Origin of the sequence: Vibrio sp. S234-5 (assembly GCF_000960595.1) — a bacterium.
GTDB lineage: Bacteria > Pseudomonadota > Gammaproteobacteria > Enterobacterales > Vibrionaceae > Vibrio.
This window is the reverse complement of the sequence record NZ_JZAM01000295.1, coordinates 20,843-45,270: the sequence shown is the minus strand read 5'-3', so window position 1 is coordinate 45,270 and position 24,428 is coordinate 20,843. Positions and strand designations below refer to the sequence as shown.

The 24,428-nt window shown below is 51.7% G+C and carries 18 protein-coding genes; 17 read left to right on the top strand and 1 reads right to left on the bottom strand.

The features are described 5' to 3' along the window. The first annotated feature begins 2 nt into the window (after window positions 1–2). The 16 genes from UF06_RS18075 (at window position 3) to tldD (ending at window position 19,404) form a co-directional block, all read left to right on the top strand. Window positions 3–458: an MSHA biogenesis protein MshF gene (locus tag UF06_RS18075; RefSeq protein WP_242402034.1), complete on the top strand. Its 456-nt coding sequence runs from the start codon at window positions 3–5 to the stop codon at window positions 456–458. Between the two features lie 75 nt (window positions 459–533). After that, the gene (locus UF06_RS18070; protein WP_039430590.1) at window positions 534–1,118 is read left to right on the top strand and encodes a prepilin-type N-terminal cleavage/methylation domain-containing protein; all 585 of its coding nucleotides are present in this window, start codon (window positions 534–536) and stop codon (window positions 1,116–1,118) included. Between the two features lie 36 nt (window positions 1,119–1,154). Beyond that, entirely contained in the window at window positions 1,155–1,649 is a 495-nt protein-coding gene (locus UF06_RS18065; RefSeq protein WP_045571685.1) for a type II secretion system protein, read from the top strand. A gap of 61 nt (window positions 1,650–1,710) precedes the next feature. Continuing rightward, on the top strand, window positions 1,711–2,196 hold the full coding sequence (locus UF06_RS18060; RefSeq protein ID WP_045571684.1) for a GspH/FimT family pseudopilin: 486 nt from the start codon (window positions 1,711–1,713) through the stop codon (window positions 2,194–2,196). Then, complete coding sequence (locus UF06_RS18055) at window positions 2,186–2,749, top strand: type II secretion system protein (RefSeq protein WP_045571683.1); 564 nt, start codon at window positions 2,186–2,188, stop codon at window positions 2,747–2,749. Before UF06_RS18060 ends, UF06_RS18055 begins: the two co-directional genes overlap by 11 nt. Next, on the top strand, window positions 2,749–3,522 hold the full coding sequence (locus UF06_RS18050; RefSeq protein ID WP_045571682.1) for a prepilin-type N-terminal cleavage/methylation domain-containing protein: 774 nt from the start codon (window positions 2,749–2,751) through the stop codon (window positions 3,520–3,522). Before UF06_RS18055 ends, UF06_RS18050 begins: the two co-directional genes overlap by 1 nt. Further along, window positions 3,494–3,919 (top strand): hypothetical protein, encoded by a 426-nt coding sequence (locus UF06_RS18045; protein WP_045571756.1) that lies wholly within the window; start codon window positions 3,494–3,496, stop codon window positions 3,917–3,919. Before UF06_RS18050 ends, UF06_RS18045 begins: the two co-directional genes overlap by 29 nt. Next, window positions 3,909–8,516, top strand: coding sequence for a DUF6701 domain-containing protein (locus UF06_RS18040; protein WP_319024123.1), 4,608 nt, complete (start codon window positions 3,909–3,911; stop codon window positions 8,514–8,516). The genes UF06_RS18045 and UF06_RS18040 overlap by 11 nt, the downstream gene beginning before the upstream one ends. A gap of 168 nt (window positions 8,517–8,684) precedes the next feature. After that, window positions 8,685–9,728 carry a rod shape-determining protein gene (locus UF06_RS18035; protein WP_045571680.1) on the top strand — a complete coding sequence of 348 codons (1,044 nt, stop codon included), beginning with the start codon at window positions 8,685–8,687 and terminating at the stop codon, window positions 9,726–9,728. A 61-nt stretch (window positions 9,729–9,789) separates the two neighbouring features. After that, complete coding sequence (gene mreC, locus UF06_RS18030; RefSeq protein WP_045571679.1) at window positions 9,790–10,680, top strand: rod shape-determining protein MreC; 891 nt, start codon at window positions 9,790–9,792, stop codon at window positions 10,678–10,680. After that, entirely contained in the window at window positions 10,670–11,158 is a 489-nt protein-coding gene (gene mreD, locus UF06_RS18025; RefSeq protein WP_045571678.1) for a rod shape-determining protein MreD, read from the top strand. The genes mreC and mreD overlap by 11 nt, the downstream gene beginning before the upstream one ends. Window positions 11,159–11,163: 5 nt before the next feature. Beyond that, window positions 11,164–11,724, top strand: coding sequence for a Maf family protein (locus UF06_RS18020; RefSeq protein WP_045571677.1), 561 nt, complete (start codon window positions 11,164–11,166; stop codon window positions 11,722–11,724). Window positions 11,725–11,745: 21 nt separating this feature from the next. Further along, window positions 11,746–13,215, top strand: a complete 1,470-nt coding sequence (gene rng, locus UF06_RS18015; RefSeq protein ID WP_045571676.1) for a ribonuclease G — start codon at window positions 11,746–11,748, stop codon at window positions 13,213–13,215. A 10-nt stretch (window positions 13,216–13,225) separates the two neighbouring features. Further along, entirely contained in the window at window positions 13,226–17,116 is a 3,891-nt protein-coding gene (locus tag UF06_RS18010; RefSeq protein WP_045571675.1) for a YhdP family protein, read from the top strand. Window positions 17,117–17,125: 9 nt separating this feature from the next. After that, on the top strand, window positions 17,126–17,962 hold the full coding sequence (locus tag UF06_RS18005; RefSeq protein ID WP_045571674.1) for a carbon-nitrogen hydrolase family protein: 837 nt from the start codon (window positions 17,126–17,128) through the stop codon (window positions 17,960–17,962). Next, on the top strand, window positions 17,959–19,404 hold the full coding sequence (gene tldD, locus UF06_RS18000) for a metalloprotease TldD (RefSeq protein WP_039430570.1): 1,446 nt from the start codon (window positions 17,959–17,961) through the stop codon (window positions 19,402–19,404). The genes UF06_RS18005 and tldD overlap by 4 nt, the downstream gene beginning before the upstream one ends. A gap of 192 nt (window positions 19,405–19,596) precedes the next feature. Here the strand turns inward: tldD and UF06_RS17995 are convergent, their stop codons facing one another. Then, the gene (locus UF06_RS17995; protein ID WP_045571673.1) at window positions 19,597–20,973 is read right to left on the bottom strand and encodes a PhoH family protein; all 1,377 of its coding nucleotides are present in this window, start codon (window positions 20,971–20,973) and stop codon (window positions 19,597–19,599) included. Window positions 20,974–21,494: 521 nt separating this feature from the next. Here UF06_RS17995 and rapA point away from each other — a divergent pair. Further along, on the top strand, window positions 21,495–24,404 hold the full coding sequence (rapA, locus tag UF06_RS17990) for an RNA polymerase-associated protein RapA (protein ID WP_045571672.1): 2,910 nt from the start codon (window positions 21,495–21,497) through the stop codon (window positions 24,402–24,404). The last annotated feature ends 24 nt before the right edge of the window (window positions 24,405–24,428 follow it).

Here is a 24,428-nt window from a genome sequence, read left to right as displayed (position 1 = left end):
CCGTGTTTAAACAACTGATGTTGCTTGTGATGTGGATGTCGATTGTCGCGAGCATCGTCGCCGTCTTTGCTCGCGTATGGCAGCCCGTTGAGCTGGAAGCGTACAAGGCCGGGACGGAACTGGCGGCGCGGCGCATGCTGGAAGTGGCCAATCAGTATAAGCAGGAATGGCTTTTGCAGGGAAAACCAGCGCAGATTGTGGTGGAAGGTCAAGTTATTCCGCTTACGCGCTACGGCTGGGTGCCTTTAGTCGATGAGCAGGAGCAGTTTGTCTGTCAGCGTTGGCTGGCATTGCACTATCCCGATGGCAAGATTTTAGATTCATCACTGCAAGCTGTGCGTGAACGATGGATAAATCAAGCTTATCAATGTGAGTTTGATTATGGTTTTAAGCAGATAATTGTGGTTTATCAAAAAGATAAAATACAAAAAATCAGCGCCGACATTTTGTCAGAATGAGTTTTTTTGACGCCTTGCTGTGTATCCTCTTGCAGAACTGGGTATAATGAGTAAGCAGTTAATAGAAGGTTTGTTATGAAACAGAAGCAGAAACAAAGCGGTTTTTCTTTAGTTGAATTGGTGGTGGTGATCGTTGTGGTCGGTTTGCTGGCGGTAGCCGCTTTACCGCGTTTTCTTGATGTCACCGATGCAGCGAAAAAAGCCAGTGTGGAAGGCGTGGCGGGCGGTTTTGCCACCGGCGTACTCTCTGCTCGCGCGCAATGGGAAGCGCTGGCGCGCCCTTCTGTCACGATAGGTGGTCAGGATCAAAACAACGTCAATTACGACGGAGTAGACTTTTGGTTAACGCGCAGTAAAGATGCCTCCGGCAATGACACTGGCTTTCGCGATGGCTACCCGTGGGGATTAGCGGGCGATGCCTCAAGCTATCCGAGTGCGCTAACCGACCAAATGTGTGTAGACTTAATGGATAATCTGTTGCAAAACCCACCGAAAGTGGGCATCGCTGGCTCAAGTACCAGCAGCGACAGCGGTTTTAAATATTCGGCATCGGCCAACAATACCGATGCCAAATGTACCTATATTCAGCTCGATGGCAACACCGCTCATCAGTTTGAATATGAAGTGAAAAATGGTCGTGTGACCGTAACGTTGCAGTAATCCTGCGTTGATGATTGAACATAGAGAGAGAACACTATGAAAAGACAAGGCGGTTTCACCCTAATCGAATTGGTGGTGGTAATAGTTATTTTGGGTATCCTAGCAGTCACTGCAGCGCCTCGTTTTCTGAATCTTCAGGGTGACGCGCGCGGAGCATCACTGCAAGGATTAAAAGGCGCGATTGATGGTGCTGCGGGGATTGTTTATGGCAAGTCTGCTATTCGAGGCGAAGAAACTGTATCGAAAGGTGCAACAACTACTCCTAGAGCAGAGGGAGTCGCTACTAGTTTTGGCTATCCAACAGCCGCCGCTGATGGCATTGAGCTTGCTGTGACTGGATTACCTGGTGATTGGAATGTGGCTATTTCAGGCGGAGCTGCAGTTTTGGGAGCTCAATATTTTGTCACATTCTCTTCAGATACAAACAGAGATGCTGCAGGTATTGTAGCTACAAATTGTTATGTATCATACAGCGAACCTGCAACATCTAGTGCTTCGCCGATTACGGCTGTTGTTGATACTGGTTGTTAAATCGTTCTCTCAAGGCCAGCGACGCTGGCCTTTATTTTCTAAATCTTAACTCCGTATCTTTATGGCACGTAAACCCAATGGCTTTACTTTAGTCGAACTGATTGTGGTGATTCTGCTGCTCGGCATCATCTCGGTTTACGCTGCCAGCCGTTTTTCTGGCCCTGCTTCTTTTTCTACTATCACCACACAAAGCGAGCTGCTTGCCTCGCTGCGTTTAGTGCAAAGCCGCGCCATGCAGCGCAGCGGCTATTGCAATCGCTGGCTACTCAGCGCCACCGAAGCGAAGCAAGTCTCCCTTTCGCAACTGACGGGCGCTTGTGATAACAGCCAATTTGATGCCAATGACGCCAGTGTGGTAAATGCCGCTGCTAGCGATGTTTCGCTCAGTTTAAGCAATGATGCAGGCAATAATTACCTCGATTTTGATGCGCTTGGCCGTGCGGCGCAGTGCCAAAGCGCCATCTGCACCGTCACCTTAAGCAACACACAAAACGGTGAAACACGGCAAATTTGCATTAATACGCAAGGGTATATTTATGGCTGTTAAACGAGGCGGCGGTTTTACTCTAGTAGAAATGATCATCGTGATCACCTTGATTGCCATTGCCATCACCAGCCTGACGGCGGCGCTCTATCCGCGCTCGCAGCAGAGCGCTGAACAAGTGTTGGCGGTCAAAGCCGCCGATCTAGGCCGCGCGGTGCTCGATGAAATCGTCGGTCGCCAATTTGATCACAACTCTGGCCCCAATGGCGGCCTGCCGGAGTGCGTGTTAGTCGCGACCACCGGCCGCACTTTGTGCACTGATCCCACCTCACTTGGGCCTGACACTGCGGCTGGAGAAAACGACCGAACCTTGTATAACGATGTGGATGACTTTCATGGTTTGAATGGCTCGGTGGTGGATGTGCTAGGAGATGACCGAGCCGATGAATACCGTCGTTATCAGGTAGAAGTGAGCGTGTTTTATGTGCAGGACAATGGCGGCTCTTTTTCTGCGCAAGCGGCTGCCACAGCCACTCACTACAAACGTATTGCTGTGGTGATTATTGACCCGCAGGGCAATCGCTATCCGTTTAGCGCCATGCGGGGGAACTACTGATGCAACGTGGTTTTACCCTGATCGAAATGGTGATTTCCATTATCTTGCTGGCGGTGGTCGGGCTTTTTCTCGGCTCGGTGATTCGTCAAGGATTAAGCATTTATGTCGATAGCAGCGCGCGTGAAGCGCTGATTCAACAAGGGCGTTTTGTCACCGAACGCCTTAGTCGTGAGCTGCGTGAAGCGGTGCCTAACAGTGTGCTGGTTGCCAACGGCTGCATTGAGTTTTTGGCGATTACCAACAGTGCAATTTACAGTAGCTTGCCTTCTTCTTTGGCGCCGTCCACGACGATTCGCCTTTTGCCAATAGAAAAAAGCCTTGCGGCTGGCGAGCTCTTAGTCGTTTATCCGCTTGATGGCGAAACCTTGCGTCAAGCGGTGTCAAGCGCGGCGCAAACCGCGCAGGTTGCCACTGATGTCGATTTTACCTCGCCAAACGATCGTACTATGGTCAATGTAACGTTGACCCAACCAACGAGCTTTGAGCGCCAATCCCCTGCTCGGCGCGTCTATTTTTATCGCACCCCGGTGGCTTTTTGTTATGAGAACAACCGAATCTATCGTTACGCTGATTATGGGCTGGATCGCACGGCTCTACAGCCAAGCGAGCTCGGTACGGGAGTCTTAATGGTGGAAAACCTCAGCCAAGCCAGTTTTCAGGTAGCTGAGCCCGAGTTGCAGCGCAACGGTTTAATTAAAATTGAATTAACCTTTGAAGATCGCGGTGAAAAGGTGGAGTTTGTTCATAATGCACTTATCTACAACACGCCGTAGCCAACGCGGCAGCGGGCTGGTTTTGGTGATCTTTATTATCGTCGTGGTCGGTTTTGTCGCCGCGGTCGCCAACCGCAACCAGCAACGTAATAGCCAGCAACTGGTTTCCATGGTGCTCGGCACCCGAGCCGAAATGGCGGCGCGTTCAGCGGCGGAGATCGAAATCAGTCAATTTTATCAATCGACCACGCAAGGGAGTTGCCACCTCAACGCAGTGCAGAACTATAGTTTCAGTGGTGACGGCTTAACCAACTGCAAGGCGGAAGTGAGCTGCGCTGAGCTCGGCGCAATGGATGATGGACGAAATGTGTTTCAATTGACCGCCAAAGGGCGATGTCAGGCCGGAGATTGGATGTTGCAACGAGTGGTTGAAGTTGGGGTGAGAGATGATGGGTAGAATTGCCTTTGCTTTGCTGGTTTTACTGGCTTCCTTTCCTTCCGTCGCAAGAGATTATCTGCTTTTCTCTGGCGCTACCAATGCTGATTTACCCACGTGTAGCAGCAACAATTGGCAGCAAAGTGTCTCAGGTGGCATACGTACTTACCACTGTGCTAACGGCTCCGTCTCCCTCTTATCTGGAGATAACATCACTGCTAACTCACACGCGATCTTATCGGCGGATGCTGGTTTTAGTCTAGCGGGAAGCAATACGATTGGCTCGTCCACGACGGTTGTGGATTTGGTTTCTTCGTCTGGCTCGACAACTTGGCAAGGTAATAACAATCGACTTTTTGGCAACTACCAAGCTGCTGATACGCCAGTCACGTTAAACAATGTCGATGTACAAGGCGCAATTACCACTGGAGGGGCAATTGCCATTCAAGGCGGAAGTGTGAGTGGCAATGTTCGTTCCAATAATCATGGTATTACACTTGAAAACACCAATGTTCAAGGTGCTGTATTTGCGAGTGGTAATATTTTAGTTGATGGCTCGTCTGTCAGTGGAAGTATTGAAACACCAAATAACGCTTTGACGGTGACCGACTCCACCATTACGGGGAGTTTAACCGCCAATGGCGATATCATTGTTACTAGATCGGATGTATCGGGAAATATCAAAACACCAAATAACACTTTGACGGTGACCGACTCGACTATTACGGGTAGTTTAAGTGCCAATGGCAATATTGTTGTTACTAGATCAGATGTATCGGGAAATATCACAACCCCAAATAATAGTGTGGCGATTACTGACGCCAATGTTGTTGGTAGTGTCAGTGCGAATGGTAACGTTGTTATTGACAATACCTCCGTCACCGGAAACCTTACTAGTACCAACAATCAAGTGACATTAAACAATGGTTCATATGTATTAGGTGATGTTACCGCAGGACAACCTAACTGGGGGATTGTGAACATCAATGGCGGGAGCGTTGTTGAGGGAAATTGTCTTTACAACTCAGTACCAGCGAATGCGTGTGGAGCGAGCGCCTTACCAAGTGCTGTTGCTCTCTATCATTTAGAAGAGCAAGTCTGGGATGGTAGTGCCAATGAGGTTCTCGATGCTTCCGGCAATGCTTTACATGGTCGCGCGGTGAATGGCGCGGTTACCGCGCTTGTTACGCCAGCACTGCCGACATTAAACAACTTAGGGACGTGTGGTTATGGGGTGTTTGATAAATCGTCGAACCAGTATTTGGAAATCCCAGACTCCCCACTACTTGATTTCGAGGAGACGTTGACCGTTTCTGCCTGGGTCTATCCTAAGGATTATCCCAACTCTGGCTTGATGAGTATCGTTTCGAAAGATGGCAACTATGAATTTCATTTAGACAGTTCAGGGCGAGTGTATTGGTATTGGGAAAGATCCCCTTCTGGCACTCGCTCATTAACCTCAAATGGGGCTATTCCACGAAATCAATGGTCTCATATTACAATTCGCTATGATCGAAATCTAAGCAATCAACGGCAAGCGATATTTATTAATGGGCAATTAGATAGTTCAGATAATATCTCTGGCAGTTTACGAACCAATAATCTTCCATTGCAAATAGCTCAAGATCAAAATTATCCAGGTCGAGCATTTGATGGTTTTATTGATGAAGTGCAAATTTTTTCTCAAGCGCTGAGCAATGCACAAATCCTCCAGTTATATCGGCAACGGCATCCTTGCAGCAGTGGGCCCACTTTACAATGTTTTAGCGATAGTTTTGATAGCTCACTGTCCGATCTTTGGGTGACATCGACCAGTAAAGGGAGTTTTCAGCCGGGCGTGGTCAATGGCCGTTTGCGCTTTACCCAAGCGGTTGGCAATCAATCAACGTCATCAAGCTACCAACGCCTTTTCCCTGCACGCGACAATCTTGTTGAAGTCGAGTTTGATCACTTTGCTTATGATGGTACAGGTGCTGATGGCATCGCGGTGGTACTTTCCGACGCGCGAGTCACACCGCGAGCGGGGGCTTTTGGTGGCCCGCTGGGCTATGGTTTTAAGCCCAATGAGCCGGGGTTTGCTGGTGGCTGGCTCGGGATAGGCATTGATGAGTATGGCAACTTTTCCAATGAAGGTGGGCAAGGGGATAAGCCAGGTCGTCGTCGCCAGTCGGTCGCTTTGCGCGGCTCAGGCGAAGATGAAACCGGTTATCGCTATTTGGCGGGGGCTTGTAATAACGGTACCACCAACACCAGTGGTAGCTGCTTAAGCCCAACGGTGGATAACAACAACAGTGGCGATGTCCACCGTTATAAAATTGTGGTCGACTCACGAGTGAGTAATCAGTCGCAAGTCGAAATCCTGCGCAAAGTGGGCAGTGGCAATTGGCAGACGATTGTTGGCCCGCTCAATGTGCTCGATAGCCAGTATAATCAGGCAGCGGTACCGGATGATTTTCTGTTGTCGATTACGGGCTCGACAGGGGGCTCGAACAATATCCATGAAATCGATAATTTTCAGGTGTGTGCGCTTGATTCAAGCCCGATTGATCAACAGATCGACCATTTCCGCATCATTCATACCGGACAAGGCGTCACTTGCAGCGCTGAAAGCGTCACCATCCTAGCTTGTAATAATGCCGATTGTAGCGAGCTGTTTACCGATCCTGTGCAGGCGACACTCAGCCCTGCCACGGTCAGCGGTGGAGGCGGTTGGGTAGGAGGCAACGTCATTAACTTCAGTGGCGGCTCGACCACGGTTGAGCTCAGAAAAAATCAGCCCGGCAGTATCACGTTAGGGGTGAGTGGCTCATCACCCACAACCAAGCCGTTTGCCACTACCTTATGTCAAACGGGCGGCGGTTGGTCAGCAAGTCACTGCTCGACCACCTTTGCAGACAGTGGCTTTGTCATTGATGTGCCGGATTTCATCGCCAATTCATCGGCAACAGCGACTATCACAGCGGTCAAGACCAGCGATGACTCTTTGCAATGTGTGCCTGAATTTGCCAACGTCGATAAGACGATTAAGTTTTGGAGCAGCTATATCTCGCCAGACAGCTCATCAGTGGTGGGAAGCCCGGCGGTCAGCATTAATACGGCAGATATTGGCAACAGCCAAGCGCTCGTCAGCGAAATTGAGATGAGTTTTAACGCCTCTGGCGAGGCGAGTTTTACGCTAAATTACCCTGATGCAGGCAAGATGCAGCTTAATGCCCTTTATGAAGGCAGCGGTGCTGAAAATGGTTTGTTGATGGTCGGCAGCGATCAGTTTGTCAACTTTCCCAAATATCTCCAGATCAGTGCAAGTAACAGCCAGAGTGACAACGGGCAGTGCGCCACTGCCAATACGAGCTGCGACGTGTTTGCTGCGGCGGGGGAGCGGTTTGATTTGCTTGTCACCGCGTACGGTGAAGGCGATGTAGTGACCCCCAATTATCAGCACGGCAATATGGAGCTGACGCACACTTTGGTTGCGCCTGCCTTGGGGCAAGCCGGAACTCTCAGCACCGCCAGTTATCAGCAAGTGCCGATTGTCGGCGGAACCAACACGGTTCCACAGTCGGTCAGCGAAGTGGGGGTGTTTAATTTTACCGTCACGCCTCAAGGTGCTTTTCAGGGCAGCAGTGCGTATACAATTACTGCCGCCAGCACAGGCAATATCAGCCGCTTTATTCCAGCTTATTTTGCTGTTTCACCCATGACTGTTGCGCTTGAGGCGGCATGTAGTGCTGGAGTCCAGCCCTTTACTTATCTTGGTCAATCGTTTGGTTTTAGCTCAGATCCGGGAGTGTATCTATATCCACGTTCTACCAGTGGGGGAGCGATTTTTAATTACCAGCACAGTGATTGGTGGCGTTATGACAATAGCTGGGGGAACCGTAGCTATCTCGCCAGTAATGGCCTAACAATAGAACGGGATCCAACCGCAACACCAAACATTCTCTTGGGCACGCTGGGCGCGACGGCGACAAACAATCGCAGTGTAAAACTGCTGAATGAGAAGATTCGCTACGTTAAGCCGTTTGCCCCAATGGAGCCCTTTAGTAGCGACTTTGATCTGCAACTGACAGTGGATGATCTGAAAGATCAGGATGGAGTCTGTTACCAAACCTCGGCCGATGGACCTTGTCTACCTTATGTGTTTGAAGATATTGATCAGTCTCTCGCTCAGCGTTGGGGACGCTTGCTAATCCACGACACTAACGGCCCAGAAACTAACCCGCTTTCGCAAAAAGTGGAAGCGCAGTATTTTAGCGGCGGGATCTTTCGTACTAACAGCGATGATAGTTGCAGTGATCTAGGTTCGGTAAATCATTTTACTTTCGACTCGACGGACTTTGCCGTGCTCAAAAGTGGCACGGCAACCCCGCCAGAAGTGAAAGCGACACTTGCTCCTTCGGTACTCAGTTTGGGGGTTGCGAATATTAACTTCAGCGCCCCCGGATTGCGCAATCGTGGCGTTATCAAAGCCTTACTAGATTTAGAAACGCATGGTTTACCTTGGTTGAGAACATATCACCAGCAAAGTCTGAGTTGGCAGCAGAGTGCGGTTGGGCTAGCCCAGTTTGGCTTTTACAGCGGGAGCAATCGAGTCATCTGGTGGCGAGAATCGAATTGATGACAAATCGGTGTTTTTTAGCCGTTTGATGATGCTGCGTTAAAGTATGGTCAGAAATTGCGTGTTTTAGTCCATGTTTATGGATCAATGCCTTGCTGTGATAGCAAGGCATTGGTACATTTAGGGCAATTTTTATCTTCTATTTTTCTTGCAGGATGAGCGAAGAGTATGTTTAAGAAACTTCGTGGCATGTTTTCCAATGACCTATCGATCGATTTAGGTACCGCCAACACTCTGATTTACGTAAAAGGACAAGGCATCGTTCTTGACGAACCGTCTGTAGTTGCAATCCGTCAGGACCGTGCTGGTTCGGCGAAAAGTGTGGCTGCGGTCGGCCATGCAGCCAAACAAATGTTGGGACGTACTCCTGGCAACATTTCTGCGATTCGCCCGATGAAAGATGGCGTGATTGCGGACTTCTACGTTACTGAAAAAATGCTGCAGCACTTTATTAAACAAGTGCACGACAACAGTATCCTAAAACCAAGCCCGCGCGTTTTGGTGTGTGTGCCTTGTGGCTCCACCCAAGTTGAACGCCGCGCGATCCGTGAGTCGGCGCTGGGTGCGGGCGCACGTGAAGTCTACCTGATTGACGAGCCAATGGCGGCGGCGATCGGCGCGGGCTTGCGCGTTTCTGAACCCACCGGTTCTATGGTGATCGATATTGGCGGTGGTACCACAGAAGTGGCGGTGATCTCGCTCAACGGTGTGGTGTACTCCTCTTCCGTTCGTATTGGCGGCGATCGCTTTGATGAAGCGATCATCAATTACGTGCGTCGTAACTACGGCAGCTTGATTGGTGAAGCGACGGCAGAAAAGATCAAGCACGAAATCGGCTCTGCCTACCCGGGTGATGAAGTGCGTGAAATTGAAGTGCGCGGCCGTAACTTAGCTGAAGGTGTGCCACGTAGCTTTAGCCTCAACTCCAATGAAATTCTCGAAGCGCTGCAAGAGCCACTGTCTGGCATTGTGTCAGCGGTGATGGTGGCTCTGGAACAATGTCCGCCAGAATTGGCATCGGACATTTCCGAAAACGGTATGGTCTTGACGGGTGGTGGCGCACTGCTGAAAGATCTTGACCGACTCTTGACCGAAGAAACGGGTATTCCTGTAGTGATTGCGGACGATCCGCTGACTTGTGTGGCGCGTGGCGGTGGTAAGGCGCTTGAAATGATCGACATGCACGGTGGCGATCTGTTTTCAGAAGAATAATGGTCACCGCTTGGGTAAGCGCGGCTTGCCCAAGCTTGCCAGCCTAAGGTTCTAAAACACAATGAAGCCAATCTTTGGTAGGGGCCCTTCTCTACAGTTGCGTCTGTTGTTTGCGGTGATCGCATCCGCCAGTTTGATGTTTGCAGACAACCGTTTAGACGCATTCTCGGGTGTTCGATACTTTCTCAATAGCTTAGTGGCACCGATTCAGTATACGGCGGATTTGCCACGTACTATGTTTGATGGCGTGTACGAGCGCTTTAATACCCAACAGTCACTGTTGGAAGGCAACCAGAACTTAAGACGTGAAGTCTTGCGTCTGCGCAGTGACTTACTGCTACTCGATCAATACAAAGAAGAAAACCTGCGCTTACGTAAGCTGCTCGGATCCTCTTTTGTGCGTGATGAAAAGAAAATGGTCACGGAAGTGATGGCGGTGGACACTTCTCCGTATCGTCATCAAGTGGTGATTGACAAAGGCCGTATCGACGGTGTGTATGTCGGTCAGCCAGTGATCAACGAAAAAGGCATTGTTGGTCAAGTGACCTTTGTTGCGGCGCACAACAGCCGCGTTTTGCTGCTTACTGACGCGAAAAACGCCATTCCAGTGCAAGTGATCCGCAATGATATTCGTGTGATTGCCTCGGGCAACGGTGAAATCGATGAGATCCAGTTGGAATACATTCCAACCAGTACCGATATTCAGGTGGATGATCTTCTGGTGACTTCGGGCCTTGGCGGGGTTTACCCGGAAGGCTACCCTGTAGCCCATGTTACTTCGGTCGAGCATGATACTCGACGTGAGTTTGCGGCGATTAAAGCCAAACCCGTGGTGGAATTTGACCGCCTGCGCTATCTGCTTTTGGTATGGCCAAATGAAGATCGTCAACACAAAGTATTGGATGCCAATAGCGGTGATCAAGTGACGCAAGAGGTAAGCGATGGCGAATAGTGTGTTACGCAGTCGGATGGTGATCGGCCTTAGCTTTTTTGTCGCGCTGGTACTGCAAACCATCCCTTGGCCGGGCAGTTTGGATCTGTTTCGTCCCTCGTGGTTGCTGTTGGTGACTTGCTACTGGGTGTTGGCATTACCGCACCGCGTCAATGTCGGCAGCGCGTTGATTCTTGGCCTGTTGTGGGATCTGCTGATCGGCTCGACCTTAGGCATACGCGGCATGATGATGTCAATCGTCATCTATTTGGTTGCATTGAACTTTTTGCTGATCCGCAATATGGCGCTCTGGCAACAAGCCCTGCTGGTGGCGGGCTTAAGTGCCACACTGGAAGTGCTGATATTCTGTGGAGAATATTTGATCCAGGACGTGGTATTCAATCCATTATCGCTATGGACCGCAGTAATTAACTGTATACTTTGGCCATGGGTGTTTTTATTGATGCGGCGGATACGTCGCCACTGGCATGTAAGGTAATAAGCATGAGCCGTTTGGTGCTTGCGTCTGGCTCTCCAAGACGTAAAGAGCTTTTGTCCCAACTTGGCCATGATTTTGCCGTGGTCGTGCCAAATATCGCAGAAGCCAAAGCTGAGCATGAGTCGCCCGTCGAGTATGTCCAGCGCCTATCGCAAGAAAAGGCGCTCGCAGGGCTTGCTTTGGTCAGCACCGAGAGTGTGGTGATCGGCTCCGATACTGTGGTGGTCTGTGATGAACAAGTGCTAGAGAAACCGCAGCATCTCGACGATGCGAAGCGCATGCTTAAACAGCTTTCAAATCGTCGTCATCAGGTGATGACGGCGGTGACTGTCGTGACATCCACCAAACAACGCTCGGTCGTGGTAACGACGGAGGTGTGGTTTAAAGCCCTGACAGACGAAGAAATCGAACAATACTGGCAGTCAGGTGAACCATGCGATAAAGCTGGCAGTTATGGAATTCAAGGTTTGGGTGGACGTTTTGTTACCCGTATTGAGGGCAGCTATCACGCTGTCGTAGGACTCCCTCTGTTTGAGACTGACCAGCTGCTGCACGAATTCTTATAATTTTTAAACTGAGGTGCGCACATGAGTGCAGAGTTGCTGCTTAACGTGACCCCGAGTGAAACTCGCGTGGCCATGATTGAAGGTGGAGTACTACAAGAAGTTCATATTGAACGCGAAGCTCGTCGTGGCATCGTCGGTAACATCTATAAAGGGAAGGTCAGCCGGGTTTTGCCGGGCATGCAGGCCGCCTTTGTCGACATTGGCTTGGATAAAGCCGCCTTTCTTCACGCGTCGGATATTGTCCCGCACACCGAGTGCGTCGCGGAAAATGAAAAACAGCAATTTCAGGTGCGCGACATTTCTGAGCTGGTGCGCCAAGGGCAAGACATCGTCGTGCAAGTGGTTAAAGATCCGCTCGGTACCAAAGGTGCCCGTCTAACCACCGACATTACTCTTCCGTCGCGTTATTTAGTTTTTATGCCGGGGGCCAGCCACGTCGGTGTGTCGCAACGTATTGAAAGTGAATCGGAGCGCGAACGTCTCAAACGCATTGTTACTCACTACTGCGATGAACACGGCGGCTTTATCATTCGCACTGCCGCAGAAGGGGCGGATGAAAAAGAGCTCTCACAAGATGCAGCCTTTCTCAAACGTTTGTGGAACAAGGTGATGGAGCGCCGGGCGAAGTACAAAACCCGTTCTACCTTGTATGGAGAATTGGGCCTCGCACAACGTATTTTGCGCGATTTTGTGGGCACCGAGCTGGATAAGATTCTGGTCGACTCCCGTCAGGAGTTTGAAAACCTGAAAGAGTTTACTTCCGAGTATGTGCCGGAATTGACCGATAAGCTTGAACTCTACGAAGGCGATAAACCGATCTTCGACATGTACGACACCGAGAACGAAGTGCAACGTTCTCTAGAACGCAAAGTTGAGCTTAAATCTGGCGGTTATCTGATCATCGACCAGACTGAAGCGATGACCACGGTGGATATCAATACCGGGGCGTTTGTTGGTCGCCGCAATCTCGAAGAGACGATTTTTAACACCAACATCGAAGCGACCCAAGCGATTGCCCGTCAACTTCGTTTGCGCAACCTAGGCGGCATTATCATTATCGACTTTATCGATATGACTTCCGAAGAGCACCGTAAGCGGGTACTTACCTCGCTGGGAAATGCACTGAGCAAAGACAGAGTGAAAACCAACATCAACGGCTTTACTCAACTTGGTTTGGTGGAGATGACGCGTAAACGTACGCGAGAAAGTATCGAACATATTCTCTGCTCAAGTTGTCCAACTTGTGAAGGGCGCGGTAGCGTGAAAACGGTCGAAACCGTCTGCTACGAAATTCTGCGAGAGATTACGCGAGTGAACCGCGCCTACGACGCCGACAAGTTTGTTGTGTATGCGTCTCCAGCGGTGGCCGACGCGCTGCGCGGTGAAGAGTCGCATGCCTTGGCCGAGTTGGAAGTCTTTATTGGTAAGCAAGTACGTATTCAAGCGGAGCCTCTGTACATACAAGAGCAGTTTGATGTCGTGATGATGTAATGGAAAATTTGTGATCTCTGTTGTTACCCGCCTTGGGCGAGCGCTGCTGTGGCTGATCGTGTCAGCCCTGCTGCTGCTGGCTGTCACTGTCACTGCGCTGCGGATTGCCCTGCCGCGCATGAACCATTTTCAGCAAGAAATCACCAGTTGGGTGAAACAGGGCACGGGCCTTGATGTGGCTATCCGCAGTGTGGCTGGCGCCTGGCGCAATAGCCATCCGTCGGTGGCGTTGCAAGGGCTTCAGGCGCAACTGCCCGGTGAGCAAGAGATCAATTTGTCGGTGGATGAAATCCACGTCGAGTTCGATTTACTCCAATCTTTACTGACTTTACAGCCAGTCGTCGCCAATCTCGATCTCAATGGTCTGGCTTTGGATGTGCGATCGCTGAACCTTATTTCGCCGCCATCCGAGAGCAGTCAAACCTCTGCGCAACCTGTGGTGGACAGTGAAACTTCGCAACTGATTGAACGGCTCGATACCTTGTTGCTCAGGCAACTTGAAGAGGTGTTGCTCACTCAATCGAAAATCTGGTATCGCTCGGTGTCGGGCGAAAATCGCCGACTGGATATTGAGAAGCTGCGTTGGCGTAATCAAGGCGCGCACCACTTAGCGGAAGGGGTGGTCAGCATTGCTGGCACCAATCTCAATGCGCTGTTAGTAACCGCTAACTTTGTCGATCATGGTTCGCTCTTGGATGTTAGTGGTGAGTTTTACGTTAATGCCGAGGAGATCTCCGTGACGCCTTGGCTGACTCGCTATATGAAAAGTGAGAGCGGGATTGAATCTGGCAAGGTGAGCCTCAAGTCTTGGCTGACCTTACAGCACTCGAAGCCGCGTTATGCCTATGTGGAATTGTTGCCTTCCGAGCTTATCTGGAGTGAAAAAAGTCGCCATGCGCTGATCCTCGAATCGGGCGTGTTCAAGCTTTTTCCCGATAAAGAGGGGTGGAAAGTGAATGGCCACTCACTGAGTTTGCGCACCGACGAAACCGACTGGCCGGAGCTGGATGTCGCCTTTGATTGGCAGCCACAAGGTTGGACGCTGAACCTCTCACAACTGAGCATTCAGGCCTTGCTGCCACTGGTTAAGCTGATGCCAGACTCTACCGACGTGACCGATGTGTTGGTCAAACTGGAGCCAAAAGGGCTGATTGAAGACATTCGCCTGAAAATGACCGATGGGCTCGACTCGCTGCGCTACTCGGCAGAAGTCGATTCCTTAGCCATGCAGCAGTGGGATCTGTTGCCGGGTTTTCACAATGTGACAGGATCAATCTTCGGCACGCCGACGCAAGCCAAAGTCTCTTTGGCGGTGATTGATGATGTGTTTCCCTACGGAGACGTCTTTCAGGCGCCGCTCAATATCAAGCAAGGGCAAGTCGACCTTGTGTGGCAAAACTACGCTGGGGGCTGGCGACTATGGGCCGACAAGGTGACCGCCGCCACGCCAGATTTGCAAGTGTTGGGTGAGTTTCGTTTAGACTTCCCAGACAACCAGAGTCCGTTTCTCTCTTTTTATGCCGAAGCCGACGCTTACAATGCCGGCGAAACGTGGCGTTATTTGCCGACGTTGGCGCTTGGCCGCGAGTTAACCGACTATCTCTCCAGCGCGATTCAAGGTGGTAAAGTCAATACCGCCAAGCTGCTTTGGTACGGTGAACTGGGTCAGTTCCCTTACCGAGACAACGATGGCATGTTCCAAGCTTGGGTCGGTTTGCAAGAGGGGAAATTCAGCTTTGATACCGCGTGGCCGCCGATCACGGATTTGCAGATGGATCTATTGTTCCAAAACGATGCCATGTACCTTGATTCAAAATCGGCGACCTTAAAAGAGGTGCAAGCGTCGCGTATCACCGGACGTATTCCGGAACTGGTCGAAGATGGCCATATTGAAATCGAGGCGAGCGCCACGGCGGAAGGCAATGCGGTGCGTGACTACATGACCGCGACACCGCTGGTGGACTCTGTCGGCGCTGCGCTCACGGCTTTGCAAGTTAAAGGGCCGGTGGTATCGCAGTTCCAACTCAATATTCCCTTTGAGAGCAGCAAAGAGCCGCGTGCGTGGGGATACGCCGATCTGAAAGGCAATCATGTCGATATTGATGCGCCGCCGATGGCTTTGGAAAAAGTCTCCGGACGGATTGAGTTCGACAACGATGTGGTGAAAGCCTCCGGTTTGGCGGCCAAGTTGCTCAAGCAGAACATCGCCATCGATTTTGCCGGTGAAAGCGCCGATTACGGCTACAGCGTTAAGATCAACACCGTGGCGGATTGGGATGTGAAGCCGCTGGTCCCTTATGTCGGCGAGCAATGGCTAGGGCGACTTTCCGGCCATGCGCCTTGGTTGATGGACATCGATTTGCAGCTCAATGATGTCGGCTTCACCTATCAGTTAGATCTCAGCGCTAAGTTGGATCGCGTCGCCAGTCGCTACCCGTATCCGCTCAATAAATCGGTGGGTGAAAGCTGGAATGCGCGCTTGCAAGCCTCTGGTAATCAAGAGTCGATCACCGCGCGTCTGCAACTTCCCAATGCGAAATATCAAACCGAAATCGACATTACCGGTAAAGTGCCGCAGTTGACCGCGACCAACCTGGTACTGGGCAATGGCGGGTTCAAAATCAGCCCAGTGGTGGGGCATCATGCGTTGATCCGCACTGACTACGTTGATTTTGATGAATGGCTGGATGTGGTGATGGCGAAGCCCGCGAGCAACCAGTCCGCGCTCGACGGGATGCAAACGCCAGAAATTCCGCTACCCACTCGAGTCAAACTGGAAACGCCGACATTGCGCCTTGCAGGGATCGAGTTCCACGATGTGGATTTCTCTGCGCGTAAGAAGAACCTCAGTTGGCAACTGGAAGTGAAAAGTCAGGAAGTCGACGGCAAAGCGCACTATCTTGAACCTTATGACTTAGCGGTGTCGTTGGAGAAACTGCACCTTTATATCCCGGGGTTGGATGAGAAAAAAGCCAAGCAAGAGTCGCTGTTGACCGCAGAAAGTGAAGATGCGCCGCTCATCAGCGATTTTGACCGTCAGTTCCACCAAGCGATGCCGAATCTGACTCTCAATATTGATGATTTTTGGTTACAAGGCTACAAAGTCGGTACCGTTAACGTCGATTTACAGCGTCAAGGTAACGCGCTGGAGTGGAAACAGCTCAAGCTCGCCAGTGGCAATAGTCAGGTGGACGTGAGCGGGCGCTGGATGCTGGATGGCGAGCGCAGTCACTCTCAAATGAACCTCAAAGTGAGCGGTGAAAACAACAGCGACTTGATGGAGCGCTTTGGCATTACCTCGGGGATCCAAAAGGCGCCGTTTGAGATCACCTCACAAGTGGGGTGGGATGGCGCACCTTGGTCGATGCGTGTCAGCACCTTAGATGGCGAAGTACAGAGCGAGTTTGGCAAAGGGGTGATCTCCGATGTGAGCGGCGCGGCGCGTCTGCTGGGGCTGTTCAGTCTAGACTCGATCATCCGTAAAATGCAGCTCGATTTTACCGATGTGTTTGATCAGGGCATGGCGTTTAACTCGATCAAAGGCACCGGCAAAATTCAAGATGGTGTGTTTGTCACTAACGACATTTTTATGGATGCGCTGGCCGGTGAAATGCGTATTCGCGGTTTGGCGGACATGGGGCAGCGCACGGTCGATGCCGAAGTGCAGTTTATCCCCGATGTCACCTCGGGTATTCCGATTCTGACGGCGTTTGCCGTAGCGCCGCAAACTGCACTGTACGTGCTGGCGATCTCGACGGTGATTTCGCCCGTGGTTGAGGTGTTTACGCAGGTCAACTACGAAGTCAAAGGGCCGCTGGAAGCGCCGACGGTAAAAGAGATTTCGCGTAGCCGCGGTGAGTTTACCCTGCCAGAGAAAATGCGCAGCGAAGCGCAACAATAGGAGTGTGCAATGGAAAGGATTGCCATTATTCAGATGACCTCAAGCGCCGAACCCGCAGCGAATCTGGCGGCGATTCAACGCGGCTGTGAGCAGGCTGCCAAACAAGGGGCGAAACTGGTGGTGACACCGGAAAATGCGCTGCTGTTTGCCGACAAACAAGCCTACCACCAGCATGCGGAAGTGCTGGGAGATGGGCCGCTGCAACGCGCTTTGGCGCAGTTGGCGAAAAGCCAGCAGATCACCTTGGTGGTCGGCAGCATGCCGATTCGCAGCGCCACTGGCGTGACCACCACCAGTCTGGTGTTTGGTCCTGATGGTGAGCGTTTAGGCCATTACAGCAAACTGCACATGTTTGATGTCGATGTGGCCGATGGCCACGGTAGCTATCGCGAGTCCGACAGTTTTCAGCCCGGCAATGAAATTTGCGTGGTGGAGACGCCGGTTGGCAAACTTGGTCTGAGTATCTGTTACGACTTGCGTTTCCCTGCGCTCTACCAAGCGCTGCGCGAGCAAGGTGCGCAAATAATGTTGGTGCCTGCGGCGTTTACCGCCGTCACTGGCGAAGCGCACTGGGAAGTGCTGCTCAGAGCCCGAGCAATCGAAACACAAACGTGGGTGATTGCTGCGGGACAAGGTGGCCAGCACACCGCCAAGCGAGAAACGTGGGGCCATTCGATGGTGATTGACCCGTGGGGAAGTGTGGTGGCGCAACTCTCACAACAGGGCGACTTGCTTGTTGCCGAGATTGATTTAGCCTATAGCGAGAAGATTCGACAAAACATGCCCGTTGCTCAGCATGGTCGTTTTACCCATTTACTAAATAAAAAAGCAGAGTCAAGCTTATGAGTATTAATCAAGTAGAAGAGGCACTGTTAGCACCGGGAGGTCTAACAGCGCAGGACGTGGCGGAGACGTTAAGCAGCATTGCAACGCGCCAAATTGACTATGCCGACATCTATTTTCAGTCCAGTTGGCACGAATCTCTAGTGCTGGAAGACAGCATCATCAAAGACGGTTCTTTCAATATTGATTGTGGTGTCGGTGTGCGTGCTGTGACGGGTGAAAAAACCGGTTTTGCCTATGCCGACCAAATCCAGTTGGACGGCTTACGTCAAAGCGCTCTTGCCGCGCGCGGTATTGCCCAGCAAGGGCAAAATGGTCAAGTGCAAGCCTTTCGCCGTAGCGACAATCAGCACTATTATGCGGCGCTCAATCCACTCGCATGCTGGGAAAAACAGCAAAAAACCGAACTGCTTAAATCGCTCGATGCCTATATCCGCACCAAAGAGCCGCTTGTCAAAGAGGTGTCGATCAGCTTAAGCGGCGTGCATGAACAGATGCTGGTTGCCGCAACCGATGGCACTTACGCAGGCGATGTGCGCCCGCTGGTGAGATTGTCCATTAGCGTACTGGCGGAAAAAGGCGATCGCCGTGAGCGTGGCAGCTCAGGTGGCGGCGGCCGTTTTGGCTACGATTTCTTTATCGGTGAAGAAGATGGCGTGCAACGTGCTTTCCACTTTGCTGATGAAGCGATTCGCATGGCGCTGGTCAACCTTGAAGCAGACGCTGCGCCAGCGGGAACCATGCCTGTGGTGCTCGGTTCGGGCTGGCCGGGCGTACTGCTGCATGAAGCGGTCGGCCATGGTTTGGAAGGGGATTTCAACCGCAAAGGCTCTTCCGTCTTCTCCGGCAAAATCGGCAGTCAAGTGACCTCGCCACTGTGTACTATTGTCGATGACGGCACACTCAAAGATCTGCGTGGTTCTTTGAACGTGGATGACGAAGGGGTAAATGGTCAATACAACACCCTGATTGAAAACGGCGTTTTGCAAGGTTACATGCAAGATAAACTCAATGCGCGTTTGATGGGCGTGAACCCAACGGGTAACGGTCGCCGTGAATCTTACGCTCACCTGCCGATGCCGCGCATGACCAACACTTACATGCTGCCGGGTCAGCACACGCCGGAAGAGATCATCGCCACGGTGAAAAAAGGCTTGTACGCGCCGAACTTCGGTGGCGGTCAGGTAGACATCACTTCCGGTAAATTTGTCTTCTCAACCTCGGAAGCGTATTTGATCGAAAACGGCAAGATCACTCGCCCGGTCAAAGGTGCGACCTTGATTGGTTCAGGGATTGAAGCCATGCAGCAAGTGTCGATGGTCGGTAACGATCTCAGCATCGATCGCGGTGTCGGCGTGTGTGGCAAAGCCGGGCAGAGTATCCCGGTTGGTGTTGGGCAACCGACCCTGAAACTCGACTCCATCACGGTAGGCGGCACGGAATAATCCCACACAATAAAAACGAAAGGGGGCGAAATGATCGCCCCCTTTTTTAAGCTCACGATTGTCTCGTTTGCTCATTTATGAGTAACCTAGATCCTAGATCTTAGATCCTAGCCCCCAGCCCCCAGCCCCTAGAACCCAGAACCCAGAACCCAGAACCCAGCAACCTCGTTTCCTAGTTCCTCACTTTCTCCACTACAAATTCTCCTCGGCAAATTCCGCCAAGCGACTGCGCACCACACCGTTGAGGTGGATGTTGGCACTGCCTTCGAAATTCTTAAAGCGCTCGACCATGTAGGTCAGGCCCGAGGTGACTGGAGTCAGATAGTGGGAATCAATCTGCGCGAGGTTACCAGAACAGACGATCTTAGTGCCTTCCCCACAGCGGGTGATGATGGTTTTGATTTGCGATGCGGTAAGGTTTTGGCACTCATCCAGCAAGACAAACGCATTTTGAATCGAACGGCCGCGCATAAAGTTGATCGATTTGAACTGAATGTTGGCTTTATCGACGATGTATTTGAGCGAGCCTTCGGTGCAGTGATCGTTTTTGTGCAGCGCTTCCAGCGTATCGGTCACGGACGCAAGCCAAGGCATCATTTTTTCCTCCTCTGTGCCGGGCAAGAAGCCGATCGACTCGCCGATGTCTGGCGTGTTGCGCGTCACGATGATCTTATCGAACATCTTCTTCTCTATGGTTTGCTCTAGCGCGGCGGCCATGGCAAGCAAGGTTTTACCGCTGCCCGCCGCGCCAGTGAGGATAACAAGGTCAATGGTCGGATCCAGCAGCGCATCCAGCGCCATCGCCTGATAGATGTTCTTCGGTGAGATATCCCAAGCACGGCGGTGCATCATACGTTCGCGGCTGATGTCGAGCAGCGTCAGTTTATCGCCGTCAATCTCCGCCACACGGCCGGCGAAGTCGCTCTCTTCATCAATCACATATTGGTTAATAAAGGTCGGGTCGAACGGCGCTCTATCGAGGGTGTGATAGGTCCGGCCGCCGAGCGTGCGGCTTTCAACCTGATCCACGTTTTGCCAAAAATCGCCTTCACGCTGTTGAAAGCCTTTGGTCAGGTATTGAATATCGTCAATCAGTTGGTCGGTGCGATAGTCTTCAACAAAGCGTACTCCGGCCCCTTTGGCGCGCAGACGCATGTTGATGTCTTTGGTAACCAGCACCACTTCGCGTGGCGCACGTTTGTTTTGCAGATAGAGCACGGCATTGAGAATGCGGTTGTCGCCCGCTTTATCGGCAAAGGCTTTGACCGTTTCTTGCAGTTCGAAATCGGCCAAAATAGCAATGGTACCGCGATTGTTGCCTTCCCCGGAGACGGGAATGCCTTCTGAAATTTCATCCGGAGTGGCATCGCGAAAGAGGTCTTCCAGTGCACGAATTGCCACGCGCGCATCGCGTGCCACATCTCGTTTACTGTCTTTGATTCGGTCCAGCTCTTCAAGCACCGTCATGGGTATCACCACGTCGTGCTCTTTGAACGAGTAGATAGCGAAGGGTTCGTGTAGCAGTATGTTGGTATCAAGTACAAACAGTTTCCGGTCGGTATCGCCCATAGCGTCTCCTTGCCGCAACGCGGCTTTGCTTGCTCAGTACCAAGCGAAGACAGAGGTCTTCTGCTTGGCCGTATGCTTGCAGCAGAGGTCGAATACTTCCGGCCATTACCGACAGAGGCACCATTGGGGGCGCATATGGCATGTCAACCGAGTAGCGAGACGACTTACTGCAAACCCGTGTTGATCCTAAACGTGTACCGAGAACCTGCATTATCTGTGCCGCTGTCAGCTTTCTGACGAGACAGGGCGAACAGGTTCTGTTTAAGTATACGCAAATTTGATCACACCCGATCCCACAAATGCCATGAGTTTTTTACATTTTGATTTCATCCACGTTCGGCGAAAAAAAAATAGGGTGAATCCCAGTGTTTGGGCGTGACCTCCATCACGGCATCAAGTAAGATTAGCGGCCTTTTTCTGCGGCGATTTTTACAGCGAATTATTCGCCTTTTCCCGGTTGGCGAGGGGCGTAAGCAGAACTAAGCTTTTAGAATTCATAATCAAAACGAGGTAGTCAATTCATGACATTTGCTCTGGGGCAACGCTGGATCAGCGATACGGAAAGTGATTTGGGTTTAGGTACGGTGGTCGCATTAGATGCGCGAACGGTGACATTAATGTTCGCCGCTTCAGAGGAAAACCGTGTTTATGCCAGTAACGATGCCCCAGTAACCCGAGTGATTTTTAACGTCGGTGATGTCGTGGAGTGTCAAGAAGGCTGGTCACTGCGTGTGGAACAAGTGGTGGAAGAGAAAGGCCTTTACACTTACCTCGGCACGCGCGAAGACACCGAAGAAACGGGCGTGGCACTGCGTGAAATTTTCCTTAGCAACCAAATTCGTTTCAACAAGCCGCAAGACAAAATGTACGCCGGTCAAATCGACCGCATGGACAACTTTGTGCTGCGTTACCGCGCATTGAAAAATCAGTATGAGCAGCATCGCAGCCCAATGCGCGGCCTCTGTGGCATGCGCGCTGGCCTTATTCCTCACCAGCTTTACATTGCCCACGAAGTGGGTCGTCGTCATGCGCCGCGCGTGTTACTGGCAGATGAAGTTGGCCTAGGTAAAACCATCGAAGCGGGGATGATCATTCATCAACAAGTGCTGCTTGGCCGTGCTGAGCGCATTTTGATTGTGGTGCCGGAAACTTTGCAGCACCAGTGGTTGGTGGAAATGATGCGTCGTTTCAACCTGCATTTCTCGATTTTTGACGAAGAGCGCTGCATCGAAGCATTCGCCGAATCGGACAACCCGTTTGACACCCAGCAGTACGTGCTCTGCTCACTGGATTTCTTACGCAAAAGTCGCAAGCGTTTTGAGCAAGCGCTGGAAGCGGATTGGGATCTGTTGGTGGTTGATGAAGCGCACCATCTGGAATGGAGCCAAGACAAACCGAGCCGCGGCTACCAAGTGATTGAAGGGCTGGCTGAGCGCACGCCGGGCGTATTGCTGCTAACAGCAACGCCTGAGCAGCTTGGCCGCGAGAGCCACTTTGCCCGCCTGCGCCTGCTTGATTCAGACCGTTTCTACGACTACGAGGTGTTTGTCGAAGAAGAAGCGCAATACGCGCCAGTTGCCGATGCGATCACTGCCCTATTTTCGGGCAAGTTGCTGCCTGATGAGGCAAAAAATCAGATCACTGAGCTGCTTTCGGAGCAGGACGTTGAACCGCTGTTTCGTATTATCGAAAGCAACGCCGATGAAGAGAGCAAAGCCGCTGCGCGCCAAGAGCTGATTGACAATCTGATGGATCGCCACGGTACGGGGCGTGTTTTATTCCGTAACACCCGTGCTGCCATCAAAGGCTTCCCGGTGCGTAACGTACACCTGCTGCCGATGCCGATCCCATCGCAATACACTACCTCAATGCGTGTCTCTGGCATGATCGGCGGTAAAATGACGCCGGAAGCGCGTGCGATGAAAAACCTTTATCCGGAAGAGATCTTTCAAGAGTTTGAAGGGGACGATTCAAGCTGGTGGCAATTTGATTCGCGGGTAAACTGGCTGCTGGAAAAAATCCTCGCCAAACGCAGCGAGAAGATTTTAGTCATCGCATCACGCTCCAGCACCGCGCTGCAACTAGAGCAAGCGCTGCGCGAGCGTGAAGGCATTCGCGCAACCGTGTTCCACGAAGGCATGTCGATTCTCGAACGCGATAAAGCAGCCGCGTACTTTGCCCAAGAAGAGGGCGGTGCCCAGGTGCTGATTTGTAGTGAGATCGGCTCAGAAGGCCGTAACTTCCAGTTCGCAAACCAGTTGGTGATGTTTGATTTGCCGTTTAACCCGGATCTGCTTGAGCAGCGGATTGGTCGTTTGGATCGCATCGGACAAAAACGTGATATCGACATTCATGTCCCTTACCTGCAAGGCACCGCGCAAGAGGTGCTCGCGCGTTGGTTCGATGAAGGCTTGAACGCGTTTGCTGAAACCTGTCCAACGGGCCGCGCGGTGTATGACCAATACGCCGACACGCTGATTGCGATCCTCGCATCCGGTGACAATACGCCGCTGGAAGAGGTGATTGCCCAATCAGCCAAAATGAACCTCGAGCTGAAAGCGCAGTTGGAGCAAGGGCGCGATCGCCTGTTGGAAATGCACTCTAACGGCGGCGAAAAAGCGCAGCAGATCGTGGCAGAGATCGCGGGCAAAGATGGCGATACCAACTTGGTGAGCTTTGCGCTGAGCCTGTTTGATACCATTGGCCTTAACCAAGACGATAAAGGCGAAAACGCGATTGTCGTTACGCCATCCGAGCACATGATGGTGCCAAGCTATCCGGGCTTGCCGTACGAAGGGGCGACCATTACGTTTGATCGCGATACGGCGCTGTCGCGTGAAGACATGCACTTTATCAGTTGGGAACACCCGATGATTCAAGGCGGTATCGACCTGCTGATGAGCGAAGGCGTCGGTACCTGTGCGGTGTCGCTGCTGAAGAACAAAGCGTTGCCGGTCGGCACAATTTTGCTCGAGCAGATCTACGCCGTGGATGCTCAAGCGCCAAAACGCAGCGGTATCGGCCGCTTCCTACCGCGCACGCCCATCCGTTTGATGATGGATGCGCGCGGCAACGATTTGTCGGCTCAAGTTGAGTTTGAAGGCTTTAACCGCCAGCTCAGCCCAGTTAACCGTCATCTGGCCAGTAAACTGGTTTCATCGGTGCAACAAGATATTCACCGTTTGATTGAGTCCGGCGACACGCTGGTGGTTGAGCGCGTCGAAGCGATTCGTCAGCAAGCACAGCAAGAGATGCAGCAAAGCCTCAATGGTGAGCTGGAACGTCTGCAAGCGCTGAAAGCGGTCAACCCGAATATTCGTGACGAAGAGTTGGAAGCGATTGACGCGCAAATCAAAGAGCTGAGTGGTTACATTGGCAAAGCGCAGTACCAGCTTGATTCACTGCGTTTGATTGTGGTCAGCCACAACTAATTCGCGTCGCCCGTTGTCGTGATA

Coding starts and splice junctions, on each gene's coding strand:
- UF06_RS18035 (WP_045571680.1), top strand. CDS start 8,685: ATGTTTAAGAAACTTCGTGGCATGTTTTCCAATGACCTATCGATCGAT.
- UF06_RS18040 (WP_319024123.1), top strand. CDS start 3,909: ATGATGGGTAGAATTGCCTTTGCTTTGCTGGTTTTACTGGCTTCCTTT.
- UF06_RS18005 (WP_045571674.1), top strand. CDS start 17,126: ATGGAAAGGATTGCCATTATTCAGATGACCTCAAGCGCCGAACCCGCA.
- tldD (WP_039430570.1), top strand. CDS start 17,959: ATGAGTATTAATCAAGTAGAAGAGGCACTGTTAGCACCGGGAGGTCTA.
- rng (WP_045571676.1), top strand. CDS start 11,746: ATGAGTGCAGAGTTGCTGCTTAACGTGACCCCGAGTGAAACTCGCGTG.
- UF06_RS18065 (WP_045571685.1), top strand. CDS start 1,155: ATGAAAAGACAAGGCGGTTTCACCCTAATCGAATTGGTGGTGGTAATA.
- rapA (WP_045571672.1), top strand. CDS start 21,495: ATGACATTTGCTCTGGGGCAACGCTGGATCAGCGATACGGAAAGTGAT.
- mreD (WP_045571678.1), top strand. CDS start 10,670: ATGGCGAATAGTGTGTTACGCAGTCGGATGGTGATCGGCCTTAGCTTT.
- UF06_RS18020 (WP_045571677.1), top strand. CDS start 11,164: ATGAGCCGTTTGGTGCTTGCGTCTGGCTCTCCAAGACGTAAAGAGCTT.
- mreC (WP_045571679.1), top strand. CDS start 9,790: ATGAAGCCAATCTTTGGTAGGGGCCCTTCTCTACAGTTGCGTCTGTTG.
- UF06_RS18070 (WP_039430590.1), top strand. CDS start 534: ATGAAACAGAAGCAGAAACAAAGCGGTTTTTCTTTAGTTGAATTGGTG.
- UF06_RS17995 (WP_045571673.1), bottom strand. CDS start 20,973: ATGGGCGATACCGACCGGAAACTGTTTGTACTTGATACCAACATACTG.
- UF06_RS18060 (WP_045571684.1), top strand. CDS start 1,711: ATGGCACGTAAACCCAATGGCTTTACTTTAGTCGAACTGATTGTGGTG.
- UF06_RS18050 (WP_045571682.1), top strand. CDS start 2,749: ATGCAACGTGGTTTTACCCTGATCGAAATGGTGATTTCCATTATCTTG.
- UF06_RS18055 (WP_045571683.1), top strand. CDS start 2,186: ATGGCTGTTAAACGAGGCGGCGGTTTTACTCTAGTAGAAATGATCATC.